Source organism: Psychromonas sp. KJ10-5 (assembly GCF_055808325.1).
The window spans coordinates 318,444-333,165 of sequence record NZ_CM147864.1; the positions used below are offsets into that span (position 1 = coordinate 318,444).

The 14,722-nt window shown below is 37.9% G+C and carries 16 protein-coding genes; 8 read left to right on the forward strand and 8 right to left on the reverse strand.

The genetic code is table 11. The features are described 5' to 3' along the window. Positions 1-124 precede the first annotated feature (124 nt). Complete coding sequence (locus AC0L3W_RS01570; RefSeq protein WP_409439834.1) at positions 125-1,015, reverse strand: LysR family transcriptional regulator; 891 nt, start codon at positions 1,013-1,015, stop codon at positions 125-127. Between the two features lie 106 nt (positions 1,016-1,121). On the opposite strand from AC0L3W_RS01570, the gene AC0L3W_RS01575 reads away from it, so the two are divergent. The 3 genes from AC0L3W_RS01575 to AC0L3W_RS01585 all read left to right on the forward strand — a co-directional run bounded on the left by AC0L3W_RS01575 (position 1,122) and on the right by AC0L3W_RS01585 (position 3,141). Further along, positions 1,122-1,988 carry an MBL fold metallo-hydrolase gene (locus AC0L3W_RS01575; RefSeq protein WP_290038801.1) on the forward strand — a complete coding sequence of 289 codons (867 nt, stop codon included), beginning with the start codon at positions 1,122-1,124 and terminating at the stop codon, positions 1,986-1,988. After that, a complete protein-coding gene (locus tag AC0L3W_RS01580; RefSeq protein WP_409439833.1) occupies positions 1,982-2,599 on the forward strand; it encodes a DsbA family protein in 618 nt (205 codons plus the stop codon). Before AC0L3W_RS01575 ends, AC0L3W_RS01580 begins: the two co-directional genes overlap by 7 nt. Before the next feature lie 146 nt (positions 2,600-2,745). Continuing rightward, the gene (locus AC0L3W_RS01585) at positions 2,746-3,141 is read left to right on the forward strand and encodes a nuclear transport factor 2 family protein (RefSeq protein ID WP_290038799.1); all 396 of its coding nucleotides are present in this window, start codon (positions 2,746-2,748) and stop codon (positions 3,139-3,141) included. 126 nt (positions 3,142-3,267) lie between these two features. Here AC0L3W_RS01585 and AC0L3W_RS01590 read toward each other — a convergent pair whose 3' ends face one another. The 6 genes from AC0L3W_RS01590 to AC0L3W_RS01615 all read right to left on the reverse strand — a co-directional run bounded on the left by AC0L3W_RS01590 (position 3,268) and on the right by AC0L3W_RS01615 (position 9,593). Beyond that, complete coding sequence (locus AC0L3W_RS01590; RefSeq protein ID WP_409439832.1) at positions 3,268-4,998, reverse strand: alpha-amylase family glycosyl hydrolase; 1,731 nt, start codon at positions 4,996-4,998, stop codon at positions 3,268-3,270. Between the two features lie 113 nt (positions 4,999-5,111). Continuing rightward, positions 5,112-5,375: a DUF7218 family protein gene (locus tag AC0L3W_RS01595; RefSeq protein WP_290038797.1), complete on the reverse strand. Its 264-nt coding sequence runs from the start codon at positions 5,373-5,375 to the stop codon at positions 5,112-5,114. A gap of 92 nt (positions 5,376-5,467) precedes the next feature. Beyond that, the gene (locus AC0L3W_RS01600; protein WP_409439831.1) at positions 5,468-7,534 is read right to left on the reverse strand and encodes a catalase; all 2,067 of its coding nucleotides are present in this window, start codon (positions 7,532-7,534) and stop codon (positions 5,468-5,470) included. 232 nt (positions 7,535-7,766) lie between these two features. Continuing rightward, positions 7,767-8,225 (reverse strand): hypothetical protein, encoded by a 459-nt coding sequence (locus tag AC0L3W_RS01605; protein WP_290038795.1) that lies wholly within the window; start codon positions 8,223-8,225, stop codon positions 7,767-7,769. 98 nt (positions 8,226-8,323) lie between these two features. Then, complete coding sequence (locus AC0L3W_RS01610; RefSeq protein ID WP_409439830.1) at positions 8,324-9,004, reverse strand: SDR family oxidoreductase; 681 nt, start codon at positions 9,002-9,004, stop codon at positions 8,324-8,326. Between the two features lie 34 nt (positions 9,005-9,038). Then, the gene (locus tag AC0L3W_RS01615) at positions 9,039-9,593 is read right to left on the reverse strand and encodes a DJ-1/PfpI/YhbO family deglycase/protease (protein WP_409439829.1); all 555 of its coding nucleotides are present in this window, start codon (positions 9,591-9,593) and stop codon (positions 9,039-9,041) included. Positions 9,594-10,268: 675 nt separating this feature from the next. Here AC0L3W_RS01615 and AC0L3W_RS01620 point away from each other — a divergent pair. Next, positions 10,269-10,427 carry a YqaE/Pmp3 family membrane protein gene (locus tag AC0L3W_RS01620; protein WP_290038792.1) on the forward strand — a complete coding sequence of 53 codons (159 nt, stop codon included), beginning with the start codon at positions 10,269-10,271 and terminating at the stop codon, positions 10,425-10,427. A gap of 197 nt (positions 10,428-10,624) precedes the next feature. On the opposite strand, the gene AC0L3W_RS01625 is transcribed toward AC0L3W_RS01620, so the two are convergent. Next, positions 10,625-11,587, reverse strand: coding sequence for a 2-hydroxyacid dehydrogenase (locus AC0L3W_RS01625; RefSeq protein ID WP_409439828.1), 963 nt, complete (start codon positions 11,585-11,587; stop codon positions 10,625-10,627). Between the two features lie 417 nt (positions 11,588-12,004). Between AC0L3W_RS01625 and AC0L3W_RS01630 the strand changes: the two genes are divergently transcribed. From AC0L3W_RS01630 to AC0L3W_RS01645, 4 genes are read left to right on the forward strand one after another with little or no spacing between them, the layout of a single operon-like run. Next, positions 12,005-12,139, forward strand: coding sequence for a hypothetical protein (locus AC0L3W_RS01630; protein WP_290038790.1), 135 nt, complete (start codon positions 12,005-12,007; stop codon positions 12,137-12,139). A 27-nt stretch (positions 12,140-12,166) separates the two neighbouring features. Further along, complete coding sequence (locus tag AC0L3W_RS01635) at positions 12,167-13,606, forward strand: cytochrome ubiquinol oxidase subunit I (RefSeq protein ID WP_290038789.1); 1,440 nt, start codon at positions 12,167-12,169, stop codon at positions 13,604-13,606. Further along, positions 13,596-14,600, forward strand: coding sequence for a cytochrome d ubiquinol oxidase subunit II (gene cydB, locus AC0L3W_RS01640; RefSeq protein WP_290038788.1), 1,005 nt, complete (start codon positions 13,596-13,598; stop codon positions 14,598-14,600). The genes AC0L3W_RS01635 and cydB overlap by 11 nt, the downstream gene beginning before the upstream one ends. After that, positions 14,600-14,707, forward strand: coding sequence for a DUF2474 family protein (locus AC0L3W_RS01645; protein ID WP_290038787.1), 108 nt, complete (start codon positions 14,600-14,602; stop codon positions 14,705-14,707). The genes cydB and AC0L3W_RS01645 overlap by 1 nt, the downstream gene beginning before the upstream one ends. Positions 14,708-14,722 lie beyond the last annotated feature (15 nt).

The following is a 14,722-nucleotide window of genomic DNA, read 5'->3' on the forward strand; positions in this document are numbered from 1 at the left end:
ATTTTCGCCTTGTCGGTGACTTTACTTTTTCTTATTCAGAAGAAAAAGTTATTAAAAAGACTGACACTGAATCACTTTTCCCAATCGCAAATACCTTTGTTAATGGGGCAATTTATTATTATGATCAATCCCAAGGGTGCTGTTTAAAATATTCACTTAAGAAGTCAACTAAAGCGCGAACTGTTGGCGGCAAGAATTTCCGAGATGAATATAATGCATATATATTCATGTCATTTGCTTTCCAATCAGGTAATACCTGTTCTAACTCACCTCTCTTCACAGCTTCGTTGGCCATATAAGTCGGTTGCATTGATAAACCAGCACCACACAAAGTCGCTTCAAGTAGAGCGGTGGCTTCATTGGCTGTTAATCTGCAATTAACATGTATAGATTTATGCTCATTTTCACGTTTTAAATGCCAAATATGGCGTTCAAAATTAACGTAACTAAGACATTCATGTGAGCTGAGATCTTCAGGTGTAAAAATGGTTGGTTTTGTTGCTAAATAAGCTCGGCTGGCAACGATGATTGACCGGCATACTGCAATAGGTTTCCCTATCAAAGCAGGATCTGGTGTAGAGGCAATTCGAATCGCTAAGTCAATTTGGCTCTCTATTAAATCGATAGCGGTATCTTGTAGATTCACATCAATTTTAACTTTGGGGTGTAACGACATAAACGCACAAATAGCAGCCATAAATTGAGAGTGAGCGAATGACATGCTGGTGGCTATTTTTATTGAACCTGACAACTCTTTTGAAGATTTGATATTAGAAACAAGCTTATCAGCAACGCTGAGCCATTGCTCTATATCTTCAAGACATTCTTCACCTATCGTCGTTAGTGTTACCTTTCGAGTTGTACGGTGAAGTAAGCGTGCCCCAAACCAGTTTTCCATCGTCTCTACATAACGAGTAACCATTGGTCTCGACATCTCTAGTCTGTCAGCCGTTGCAGTAAAACTGCCGGAACGTGTCACATCAATAAATACTTGAGCTGCTTTTATTCTATCCATTTATATGTTCGATTTATGAAACAATGTTGTATATTATTGTGTATATAAACGTACCAATCAATCATTCATAATTATCCCCACTTCAATAAATGACATGGGTAACAGAATGAACAAAATTATATTAATTATCGCCTCGATACTATTTGCTAATACAGCATATGCCACGAGTGAAACAGCACTATCATTAAAAGTATATAACGCAGATAGTCATAGCTTTCACGTTAACTCAACCTTGATATACGGTGAGACAGAGGCTGCTATCATAGATGCTGGTTTTACTAAGGCTGATGCTTTAAGAATTGCAGCTAACGTACTTGATTCAGGTAAAAAACTGACGACCATTTTCATTAGTCAGGCGGATCCAGATTATTATTTTGGCACAGAAATGCTAAAGCAGATATTTCCTAATGCACAAATAATCACAACACCAGCAGTTCAAAAAGTGATCCAAAGTAAAATGGCTGGAAAGTTAGCTTTTTGGGGACCTAAAATGGGTAACAATGCCCCTCATTCACCAATATTACCTAAAGCAATCACCGACAGTGCTTTTACTGTAGATGGATATACAGTAGAGATTCACGGGACATCAGGCTTACTTGCATATCGACCTTACCTTTGGATCCCATCAATAAAAGCAATAGTGGGGAATATTGGAATATTTGGTAATTTGCATGTGTGGACTGCAGATACTCAAAGCCAACAGAAATTGGATGCATGGCAGGCACAATTAGCTGAAATGCAAAGATTAAATCCACTTATTGCAGTACCTGGGCATATGACTCCTAATACCAGTCTAACACCAGATAACATCAACTATACCGCTTTATACTTAAAGAAATTCGAACAAGAAAAACAACACAGCACAAATGCTGAAGAGTTGATCAATAAAATGTCGGAAGCTTACCCTAATGCCTTATTTCCACTTGCGTTGAATATAGGTGCAAAGGTTCATATGGGGGAGATGAAATGGTAAAAATTCACTATTTATATGATCCAATGTGTGGGTGGTGCTTCGGAGCAACTCCCCTTGTAGAAATGATGTATGAAATGACATCTATTCAATTAGTTATGCACCCTGGAGGCATGATCAAAAGAAGAGAAATAGATAGTGGGTTTAGGAAAATGGCGCAGAGTCATGATCAAAAAATCGCATTAAGCACTGGGCAGGTATTTTCTCAAGCTTATCATGAAAGACTGAGTGGTAATGAATCGATCATACTGGATTCATATATAACGGCTCAAGCTATTTGGGTTATGGAAAAACATTATGACAAGGGCTTTTTGATGCTGAAGTCGATTCAGCAAGCTCATTATCAATCAGCACTTGATACAAGTAATCCTAACGTATTAGCTGAAATTGCGATTAGGCTGGGGGCAGATAAACGTCACTGGTTTGATTTGATGTCAGCAGAGGGAGAGCATTCTTCTAATGAGATTCAGAAGAGCCATATGTTAATGCAACAATGGAACCTTCAAGGTTTTCCCTCTTTTATAGTAGAAAAAGAAGGTAAATATACTCGATTACCTCATGCTCAATTTTATAACAACATCACAGGATGGAGAGCGTTATTAAAAAGCTTATAGCTTATTTGGCATGTAGTTATTACGCTGGATAAAGAGAGTGACTCGAGCTTATAAGTACTTAATTCATTAAGCTCGTGCCACTTATGTTTTATAACCTAAACACTAGGCTCATATTGGCCTAGTGTTATATTGTCGTTAAAGGAGATATGATATTGACGAATCTTGAGATTATTAAAAGCACTTATGAAGGTGACACATCAGAAGAAAATGGGCGAAACTTACAGAAGTATTTATCAAACGAAGTTAAATGGAAAGAAGCAAACGGGTTTCCTTTGGCCGGGACTTATGTAGGTTTTAAAGAAATATCAGAAAAAGTATTTAGTCGATTAGCCACTGAGTGGACAAATTATACATTTAACGTTGATGGTTATGTTGCGAATGGCGATCATGTTTTTGCTTATGGTACTTATCAAGGAGTCTTTAATAAAACCGGTAAATCATTTAAGGCGAGGGTAGCTCATTTATGGATCTTAAAGGAACGTGAAATTATTAGTTTTGAGCAGTTTGTTGATAGTGTGCCAGTCATTCAGTCGATGAAGTGACCTTGTTAAGAAAGCAAGATCGTGGACACCCATAAACTTTATTCGCTAAACCGCGACCTCAAAACAAGACTTCTTTACCAGAATATCTGACTGTTCAGTTTGTTTATCCAGTTTGTTTCACTTTACCTAATTAGAAAAAATGAACACACTGTATTTAGGCATTTTGATAGCTCCATTATTTGCGCTAACTTGATCAGTCACTATGCCATCAGACCACGCAAATAAACATGTTGCCTCTTCGTTTAGTTCACTTAATACATATTCATCTATTTCAACATCAGACAGATTTAGGTAAACATTAACTTGTTCGTCAGCAACCCCATTTGAACGGCTGAATCCAATAATCTTATGCTCGTCATCACGATGTATAATGTGTGTTTGGTCACCGGTTAAACCTGCCGAATTACCCTCATTATTTTTACGTAATGCAATTAATTGTTGGAAGGCTGCATAGTATTCATTAAATTTATCTTTTTTGTGCCAATTAAGTGCTTCGTTATCATCAAACCAGCCACTTTCTTTTATCTCCTGACCTTGAAATAGCATCGGGATACCAGCCGTCGTTAAGACTAACGTTGCTGCAATAATTCCTTTTTGACGTGCAAAAAAATCATCATCAACGTTACCGGGGGCAACTTCTTCTACTATTCTAGCCTGCCCGTTAGCAACTTCATCATGTGATTCCGTATAGATCACACGTGAATAAATGTTACCACTGTAACTATGTAGTAGGGCACCTACTATTTTATCAAGGTCTATGTCTACAGCGGTTGGGTGAGTTAACGCTGCTCGTATTGGGTGTACAAATTCAGCATCCCACTGCGATGTAAAACCACAACCACCTTGTTCTACTGGATCAGTGATGAAATCATGCTTGTGTAGATCTTCGGCTATACACACTTTATTAGGGAAGTTTTGTTTAATGGTTGAATTGATATCCTGAATAAGTTTGTAGCCTTCTGGAATATCATCTTGTCCGTTATCTTCCCCAGAAATACAGCGCATGAAAGGCAGCATATCTACTCTCAACCCATCGGCTTTAAATTCTCTTAACCACATCAGTGCATTGTCTTTGATGAAGTCGCATACTTCGATGCGACCGTAATCAGGTCGGGTCTCGCCCCAAGGAGTTGAACTCCTTTGGTCATTGTAAAAATAAATACCGCCTTTATCGTTTTCGCTCCAACCATCGAATTGCCATATGTCCAAATCACTGGGTCCAAAATGGTTGTAAACAACATCTAAAATGACACCAATACCTCGCTGATGTGCTGCATCTATAAATCGTTTTAAACCATCGGGACCACCATAAGCTTCTTCAACAGCAAAGGGGCTAGCTGGGTTATATCCCCAACTAATATCACCGGCGAATTCATTAACCGGCATTATTTCTAATACATTGACACCTAATTCAACTAAATCATCTAGTCTTTCGATGGCAGAGTTAAAGGTACCGCGCTCGTCTGATTTTTGATTAAAGGTGCCGATATGCATTTCGTAAATGATTCTTTGATGGACAGGAGGTAATTCAAAATCGTCTATTTTCCAATTAAAATCATCATCGTATATGATTGAATTGCCTACGCTGTTCGTCATTTTTCTAGCACGAGGATCATTTTTTTTGTGGTTTTTATTATCTGCAGATTCAATACAAAATTTATACTGATCATGATTTGAAGCTGTTGGAATATCGACCCACCAAATCCCGTTATCTGCTTGTTGCATGGCATTTTGGTCTTCGTCCCAATCATTAAAGTCACCCACTAAATAAACTGATTTAGCATGGGGTGCCCACACTGAAAATTGGTAACCTTTATCAATTTTGTTAACACCTAAAACACCTTGAAATGTTGACATAGTTTTATGCTCCAATAATGTATTCGATAAGATAAAAGAAGCGAGCTATCTATATTTAATTTGTTTGAAACTATCATTAGTGTGCGTTGTGAACAGCATCATGGAGCGATTAGCTAATGGGATCTTAACGCTTCAATTAATTCTTCTTTATTCATCTTAGAACGACCATCAATATCTAATGTTTGTGCTCGTTTATACAATTCAGCTTTAGTCCAGTTTTCATATGGCTGCGCTTTTCCGCCTTTTTTAGCTGGGTGCATCTCTGGATTTGCTTGCGCATTGGCGATGCGCGCCGATTTTTCTTTACTGTTTCCTTGGCTAATCAAGGCTTCGTAAACGCTGTCATTTTTGATTTGTTTACCATGTTGTTCAGACATTTTTTTCCCCCTTTAGTCGCGATAAAACGACCGAATTCACGGTCGTTTATTATTCATTCACAGCATTTCACAGTGAACACTGCATAATTGATTTATCGTTCCCAGAAACGTAACGCTCGAAGTGTTTTAATAAATGAATCAGCTTCTTTATCATCTAAGTTAATCATCCCGTTATCTTTTACTTGATCTAAACCCACGGCTTTGAGTAAAGATTGTGCTTGAGGGGTATAACCAATGAATTTTTTGTGGGAATAAGCATCAGTAATAAAATCTTTTGCTTCGGGTACTGTTGCAAAATAGTCTGCTCCCTCATTACTCACTAGGACTAATACTGCGTCGTATAATACAGATGGGCCACCGGCGATAGTTTGCTGTGCTTTAACGTGATTACCTTTAGAACAAGTAGCCCCGCCTATGTCTGCTGCAACCACTTCGTATCGAGCACCTTCATCAGCTAATGCATCAGTAACGGATTTAAATAATGCACCGTCAAAACCTTCTGATATTAATATACCCAATTTTCTCCCTTTGAAAGTATTAATTGAATTTTTTAATATACTCAATGCGTCTGATACAGGTAAATCGGTACGCGTTGCTTTTGCTGCTTCAGCGGCTGCTGGCATGGTTTCAAAACCTAAGCCTGTTGCGACTTCTTCAGCTAACTTTTTATCGATATTGATCAGGTGTGATACTAAACGTTCTCGGATTGCTAATTTTTCGACTTTTGATAACTCAAATACAAGGGCGGATTGGATGTGTTGCTGTTCTACGTCTGTTTGGCTGAGATAGAACTGGCGAGCTTGGCTATAGTGGTCTGAGAAAGTGTCAGAACGATAACGTGTTTTATCTCCGGTCATTTGCTCTGAACTGCTTTTAAAACCTTGTTCAGGGCAAGCACGAGGATTATTTTCATCTGCATCCCAAGAGTTAGGTTCATAATTAACACGGCCCTTTGGATTGTTCATTGCCATGTGCCCATCTTGTTGAAAATGATGCATTGGACATTTTGGTGCATTAATCGGAATGTCAGTGAAGTTTGGGCCACCAAGTCGTTTAGTTTGAGTATCTAAATAAGAGAAATTACGGCCTTGCAATAAAGGATCAGGGGTAAAATCAATACCAGGCACTATGTTTTGGGTACAGAATGCGACTTGTTCAGTTTCAGCAAAAAAGTTATCGACTACGCGATCAAGTACCATACGGCCAACAATTTTAATCGGTACTTGCTCTTCAGGAATAAGCTTAGTGGGGTCAAAAATATCAAACTCAAAATCATCAGCAAATTGTTGGTCGAACACTTGCAGGCCTAACTCCCATTCAGGATAATCATTCGCTAAGATCGACTCCCAAATATCTCTTCGATGAAAATCAGGATCTGCACCGTTTATTTTCAGTGCTTCATTCCAAACCACTGATTGCATGCCTAGTTTAGGTTTCCAATGAAACTTAACAAATTTTTCTTCACCCTTCGCATTAATCATTTTAAAGGTGTGCACACCAAAACCTTCCATAAAACGCAATGAACGAGGAATCGCACGATCAGACATTGTCCACATCACCATATTCATTGCTTCTGGTGTTAGGCTGACAAAGTCCCAGAAATTATCATGTGCTGTTTGTGCTTGAGGAAAGCCTCTGTCAGGTTCTGCTTTTGCAGAATGAATTAAATCAGGAAATTTCATTGCATCTTGAATGAAGAAGACAGGAATATTATTACCTACAAGATCCCAATTGCCTTTTTTAGTATAAAACTTAACAGCAAAACCTCGAACATCTCGAGCCAAATCGCCCGAACCTTTGTTACCTGCTACCGTTGAAATTCGTGTAAATAACGGTGTTTTTTCACCTGCTCGCTGAAAGATATCTGCGCAAGTAATATCAGATAATGATTCATAGTTCTCAAAGTAACCATGCGCACCATATCCCCTTGCATGTACAACTCGCTCTGGGATTCTTTCATGATCGAAATGAAACAGTTTTTCCCTCAGTATATGATCTTCCATCAAGGTGGGGCCATTTGCTCCGGCTTTTAGAGAGTTCTGATCATCACTGATTGGACAACCTTGGCTTGTGGTCATTGTGGGGTAAGCATCGGCATTTGATTGATGAAGTTCTCCACCTTTGCCTTTACCGCCTGAGTATTTAAATGATTCTGTCATATCTAGTCCTTAATCTTTTGCTAAAAATTAATGTTTAGAGGCTAACAATTGAACACGTTACCTATTTGACTGAGAGCAATAAAAATGCCAAATACAAACCCAGTAAATATCACTGTTAATCTATAGTTAGATATTTTTTATGTGTAATATTTACAAATTTTTTGTAATTATTACGCGAGATGGTTAATGATTTAAATAAGCAAAAACGGGTTTTTTTACCTGTAAGCCTCTATTAAATATCATGCATTTCATTGAGTTCGATGGAGAGTTGTTTCTTTTTTTGTTCTGTGTGTTGGTGAAGATTATCAAATACTATTTTTACTTCTTGGGATTCATTTGATTTAGAGATACCTTGGTAAATGTCTGATAAATATTGGTTAAAGCGATCTGCTAATGCTTCAACTTGTTCGCTCGTTACTTGCGTACGATTAAAATCAGTTGAGAATAAAGCATCAAGGTTTTGCTCAGGATCAAATTGAATAAATGCTTTTTGAGTTTTATCCGATGCTTTATCAAGGTAGTTACTGATAAAATCGAGCAATTCAAGTTCGTGTTTTATCAAAATATCCAATAATAACTTGGTTCTTTGGTTTTCAGCGTCCTTTGATAATGATTGATAAAATTCTGCAATACGTGAGTGCAACTTTTGATTTTGTTTTAAGAAATCGTGCACGTTATTAAAGTTATTCATTAAGTTGCTTCCTTTAAATTTTACTTAGTTTTTAACGTTGATTGATAGGCCTATTCAGTGAGTTAAATAGGTCTAACGATGTAAACTAGTCATGTAAATTAATTTGTCGGCATGAGTGTTATTTCTCTTACATCACAACGAGGGTTGGCAGAAATGGCATAAACAACCGCTTCAGCAACATCTGTAGGATCTAACTTGTCGGGCTTAGCTTCATCAAAGAAAGGCGTGTTAACCATGCCTGGACAGATGGTGGTGCAACGACCTTTCCATTCTGCCATCTCAATCGCTAAATTTTGTGCAAAACCATAAGCAAACCATTTTGAAGCGCCGTATACGGAACCTTTAAGTGAAATTTTTCCTGCGATGGAGCTAGTGACAATGAAGTGTCCTTGCGTTTCTTTTAGTGCAGGAAGGCTTGCTTTAGCGGTATACAGTAAAGCGTTTATATTGACATCTAGCATAGTTTTCCACTCATCTGGGTTACCATTTTCAATACCAGGTGTACTTGCACCCATGCCAGCATTGGCAAATACAACGTCTACTCTGCCAAACTTTTCTTTCGCTTTATTGATGACGTTACTAATTTCATCCAAGTTTGATACATCTGCTGTGACAGCTAATACTTTATCCTCTCCCCAACGTTGTACTATTTTGTTAAGTTTTTCTGTGCTTCTTGCTGTGACTACTGCTTTATGTCCAGCTTCGATGACTTTATCGACCGTCGCTGCGCCTATGCCACTTGAAGCGCCTGTTACGACTACTATTTTTTGATTATTCATGTTTGAACCTCTATTTATCTTTTACGTAAGTCATTTAATGTGTCAATTGGTATGCAATCGCATCGACAAAAGCAGGAATGTCATCAGGGTTACGGCTAGTGATTAATTTTCCATCTACGACTACTTTTTTATCTTCCCAGTGCGCCCCCGCATTTTTTAAATCGGTACTGATACTTGGAAAAGAGGTGACCTTTCTATTATTTACAATGTCAGCTTCCACTAATAACCAAGGCCCATGGCAAATAGCAGCAATTGCTTTTATGTTGTCTTCTTTTGTGGCTTTTTGAATTAACGACACCACCTCTTTATTGGTGCGTAATATATCTGGATTGATTTGACCACCAGGAAAAATAATACCGTCGTAATCTGAAAGGGTGATATCGCCAACTTGTTTATCGACTTTAATTTTATCGCCCCACTTATTGACATCCCAACCACAAATTTCTTGATTGTTATCGATTGATAAAACGTCTATTTCTGCACCAAGTGCCGCTAAATTTTTTTTAGGTTGAAGTAATTCGCTTTGTTCAAAACCATCGGTTGCTATCATTGCAATTTTTTTATTGTTAAGTGAGTTGTTGTTATTCATTCTGCCTCCCATTTAAATAGATTAATGCTTATTCGCTAGTCGTTGTTATGTGTAGCGTCTAATTTGACTATTTAGTTACTATGGCACTGCAATACCAATACCATGTTGTAAAAAGTTGGCTAATATCATTTAAAATAGGGGCTTAGAGGAGTTTTAGGCTTTGTAAGGGAATTAATATCTTGGAAGAAATGATGTAATATTTTTATTTATAAATGTAATAATTTCATGGTGTGGTTACTTTTAGGGGGCTTGAATATTTGTATTTCAGTCAATAAAACTCTCCATTATTTTTTTAAATAATGATCTAAATACGCATGGAAAATATTAATTTATTAAGAGGGGAAATTAGCTTGGAAACATATTGATATAGAGTCGAAAGCCTTATATACACTAGCTATATATTGATTTTTGGTATCTTCATTATAGGATTTTTTACTTTTATTACAGATAGAAGTAGTCTGTTTCAATTTATTAATTTAACCACTTTACTGACGCAATATTATGTATATCTCTTCATAAAAGCACTGCCTCTTTTGGAACTGTAAATCCGTGGCATGCTATTTGCTGCAATCTTTACTGTTACACGAATATATTAACCGAGGAAAGTTGCTACTAGGTTGTTGAAATCGCCGCTTAGCGGTTTCCAAAGACTCATTTACATTTAAGGATTAACCAATGGATATCATTCGAATTATTTTTGCTGTTTTATTGCCACCACTAGGTGTTTTTTTACAAGTCGGATTCTCTTGGACATTAGTCTTGAATATCATTTTGACGCTTTTCGGTTATATTCCGGGCATTATTCATGCAGTTTGGGTTATCGCAAGAAAGTAACAAAATAGATTAAATTTCAGTTTCATAATTATCCATTGCGGTTAAGAGAGTGGAGTCCATAAATCGAGTGGACACCGATAAACTTTATTGGTTGATCCACTCTCCCAAAACAATACTTCATAACCAATAACTTACTGTAAAAGTGCGGAGAAGTTAGTTTCGTTATTTTACAATAGTGATCTCATCTACTTTTTTATTTAACTCACCACACAGTTTTTTGTTAAATCTCCAATGTAAGCTGCTTTAAGGTTTTCTATTGCACATGTAATCATGGCAAGCCTTGTTTCTGATGTTGCAGAGCCAATATGGGGAAAAAGAGTTACATTTTTTAACTCCATTAAAGGTGAGCTGTGTGGAAGTGGCTCGACTTCGTAAACATCCAAACCAGCGGCTCTTATTGTTTGATTTTTTAATGCGATGGCTAGCGCATCTTGGTCAACCACATTTCCTCGCCCACCATTAATGAAAATGGCTGAGTTTTTCATGAGTTCAAGTTCTCTTTGGCCAATGAGTCGGTCTGTTTGTTGATTAGCGGGTAATATTGAACAAACAAAATCTGAATCAGCTAATAATTCATCAAGTTCCATTTTTTGTGCATCTAAGTTTTCTTCTGCTTTTGAGTTTACACTGCGGTTATAGTAATTTATTTGCATGTCAAAACCTAAGTGTGCTCGTTTAGCAACTGCATAACCTATGCGCCCCATGCCTAATATACCGAGCTTTTTACCGTGAATATCGACACCAAAATAATCATCTTTTAAGTTATTAGACCATTTACCGGATGTTACGAAGTTATTTAACTCAGTTGTTCGTCTTGCTGAGCACATGATTAAAGTGAAAATAGTGTCCGCAGTGGTATCAGTTAAGACATCAGGAGTGTTCATTAATGCAATTTTTCGTGACTTTAGGTACTCAAGATCAAAGTGATCATAGCCCACTGAAATGGTTGATATTACTTTTAAGTTCAGAGCGTGCTGTAAAATTTCTTGATGCAATTTAACGCCTGAGCCAATTAAACCAATGGCATCTTTAATTTCGTGGATAAATTGTTTTAAATTACTTTCATCTATTTTATCAAAACAGATAAGGTTAAACATTTGGCTTAATAATAATTTTTGTTGTTCTGGGATTTTTTTATATAACACAACTTTATCTTTCATTATTTTTCCTTTTAAGCCTTTTTGAGAGGGGATAGGCTAAAATGTTAATTTAATTATTCATGGCTAAAGATGATATTACCGTAATACGAGGTCGCTTTACTGCCGCTATTATTGCAAAGATCGAAGACACTCATAAACTTTGCAGATTAACCCACTTCCCAAAACAATACTTCCTTACCAATAACTTACAGTTAAAGGAGGATCTCCTGTTTATAAAATCGTTAATATATTTTTAAAAATATACTCTGCAACTGAACTTTACGTTTTTATATCACGTATTTATTGATGTCATTACTTAAGAAATTTGCAATTCGATAGTGCAATTTAGCGATCACAAAATGCTAAATTTATAAGAATTGGTGAACAGTGTTCTTTACCCAATTTCTGCAAGAGTAGATTGCGTCTACGGCATATTCGATGTACCAAATTATCAATGATTTACACAATGGTAATACGCTAAATAAACGTCACTTCCTATTTGAACGTTATATGCCTGATGTTGCTTTTGTTTCAATACTCATTTTATTGCTGCAGGAGTTAAACATAATTTAAATTCAAACTTATACGAGGTCTATGATTATGTTTGAAAGTTTCACTGCCGAGACACTTGCCAGAATTCAGTTTGCGTTCACTGTTTCCTTTCATATTATATTTCCAGCTTTTTCGATTGGACTCGCTAGTTATTTAGCCGTTTTAAATGGCTTGTGGCTAAAAACACATGATAAAACTTACCTTTTCCTGTTTAATTATTGGAAGAAAATTTTCGCGGTCGCTTTTGGGATGGGGGTCGTTTCCGGTATTGTTATGTCTTATCAATTTGGTACTAACTGGTCGGTATTTTCAGATAAAACGGGGCCAGTTCTGGGACCGCTTATGGCCTATGAAGTACTCTCTGCTTTCTTCCTCGAGGCTGGTTTTTTAGGTATTGCTTTATTTGGACGTGAGCGTGTTGGCGATAAGTTACACATGTTCGCGGTCAGTATGGTTGCTTTTGGTACCTTAATGTCAGCAACTTGGATTTTATCTGTTAATTCGTGGATGCAAACACCTGCTGGCTACAGCATTAATGAGTTAGGTCAGTTTGTTCCTGAGGATTGGTGGCAGATCGTTTTTAATCCTTCATTTCCTTACCGTTTAGTACACATGGTTGTCGCCGCTTTTCTCACAACCGCTCTAGTTGTCGGGGCTGTGGGGGCTTTACACCTCTTAAGAAGAAAAACCGATGTTGCCGCGCGCCGTATGTTCTCAATGGCGATGGGTATGTTAATTATTGCTGCTCCTTTGCAAATTGTGGTGGGAGACTTTCATGGTTTAAATACGTTAGAACATCAACCAGCCAAAGTGATGGCGATGGAAGGGCATTATGATAGTCACCCCGAAGGTGCTCCGCTGATTTTATTTGGTATTCCTAACCCAGAACAAAAGAGAATTGATTACGCGATTCAGATACCTAAAGTGTCCAGTTTAATTTTAAAGCATGATTTAAATGCGCCGCTTGCTGGTTTAGATACGATTGCAGATGAAGATGAGCCACCTGTTGCCATTGTATTCTGGAGTTTCCGTATCATGATTTCTCTTGGTTTTGCGATGTTAGGTTTAGCAGTATGGAGTTTTTGGAGACGCATGCGCGGCAAGCTTTATGATGATGATTGGTTAAAGCGAGCTGCGATCGTGATGGGGCCAATGGGCTTTGTGGCCGTGCTAGCAGGTTGGGTTACTACTGAGGTGGGGCGTCAACCTTTCACTGTCTACGGTTTATTACGAACCTCCGATAGCCTTGCACCAATTGCAGCACCTGCTGTCGCAGTTTCCCTTATCGCATTTATTGTTGTTTACTTCTTTGTGTTTGGGGCCGGTACTTACTACATATTAAGGTTGATGAATAAATTGCCGGCGGCATCTGGCGTTGACATGAATGACGGGCCTATCAGAACCGCAGAAAAACAAGTTATTGAAACCATCGATATAACTCACGCAGACCATAAGTCAGATGGCCAAGGAGATAACCATGGAATTTGAATTATCATTTATCTGGGCAATCATTATCACGTTTGCTGTACTCTGTTATGTCATTTTAGATGGCTTTGATCTGGGCATTGGTATTTTGTTTCCGTCGGCTAAATCAGAACAAGACAAATCGGTCATGATGAATACTATTGCGCCGGTTTGGGACGGTAATGAAACTTGGCTAGTAATGGCGGGTGGTGGCTTGTTTGCTGTTTTTCCTCTCGCCTACGCTGTTATTATGCCTGCATTGTATATGCCTATTATATTGATGCTGTTAGCCTTGATTTTTAGAGGAGTCGCCTTTGAATATCGCTGGAGAACGGTTCGTTGGAAACCTGTTTGGGACTTTTCTTTCTTCGCTGGTTCGGTGATAGCTGCCTTTACGCAAGGCATTTCTCTCGGCGCTTTGGTACAAGGTATCGAGGTTGCTAACCGTGCCTACGCTGGTGGTTGGTGGGACTGGCTGACTCCATTTTCATTATTCACTGGATGTGCTGTTGTCATAGGCTATGGTTTATTGGGCTCTACTTGGTTAATCATGAAAACAGAAGGGGAGTTACAAAGGAGAATGCGTGGTTATGCTAAAGGGTTAGCAATTGCTACCCTCGGATTTATAGGTATTGTTAGTATCCTAACGCCTTTTCAAGATCCTGCTTATTTCCAACGCTGGTTCTCTTTACCAGGTAGTATCTTTAGTGTATTGGTTCCAGTTTTAGTTGGGCTATGTACTTGGTTACTCTTTATGGGATTAAAACAGTACAAAGAAGCACAACCATTTTTCGCCTCACTTGGCTTATTTGTGCTTAGCTTTATCGGTATTCTTATTAGTTTCTATCCTAATATTGTGCCGCCAAGTTTAACCATTACTGAAGCTGCAGCGCCTGATTCAAGTCTAAAATTCGCCTTAATGGGAACGGTAGTATTAGTGCCACTCATTTTAATCTATACCGCTTATGCTTACTGGGTATTCAGAGGTAAAGTAAGACCAGAAGATGGGTATCACTAATGGCTTTGAATAAATATAAAAAACTCGCTTGGTTTATTGGTATTTGGTTTGCTGGAGTATTGGCGTTATTTGTTGTGGCTATGTTGATTAAATCAGTCATTCTTTAATGGTAAAAAGCTGTG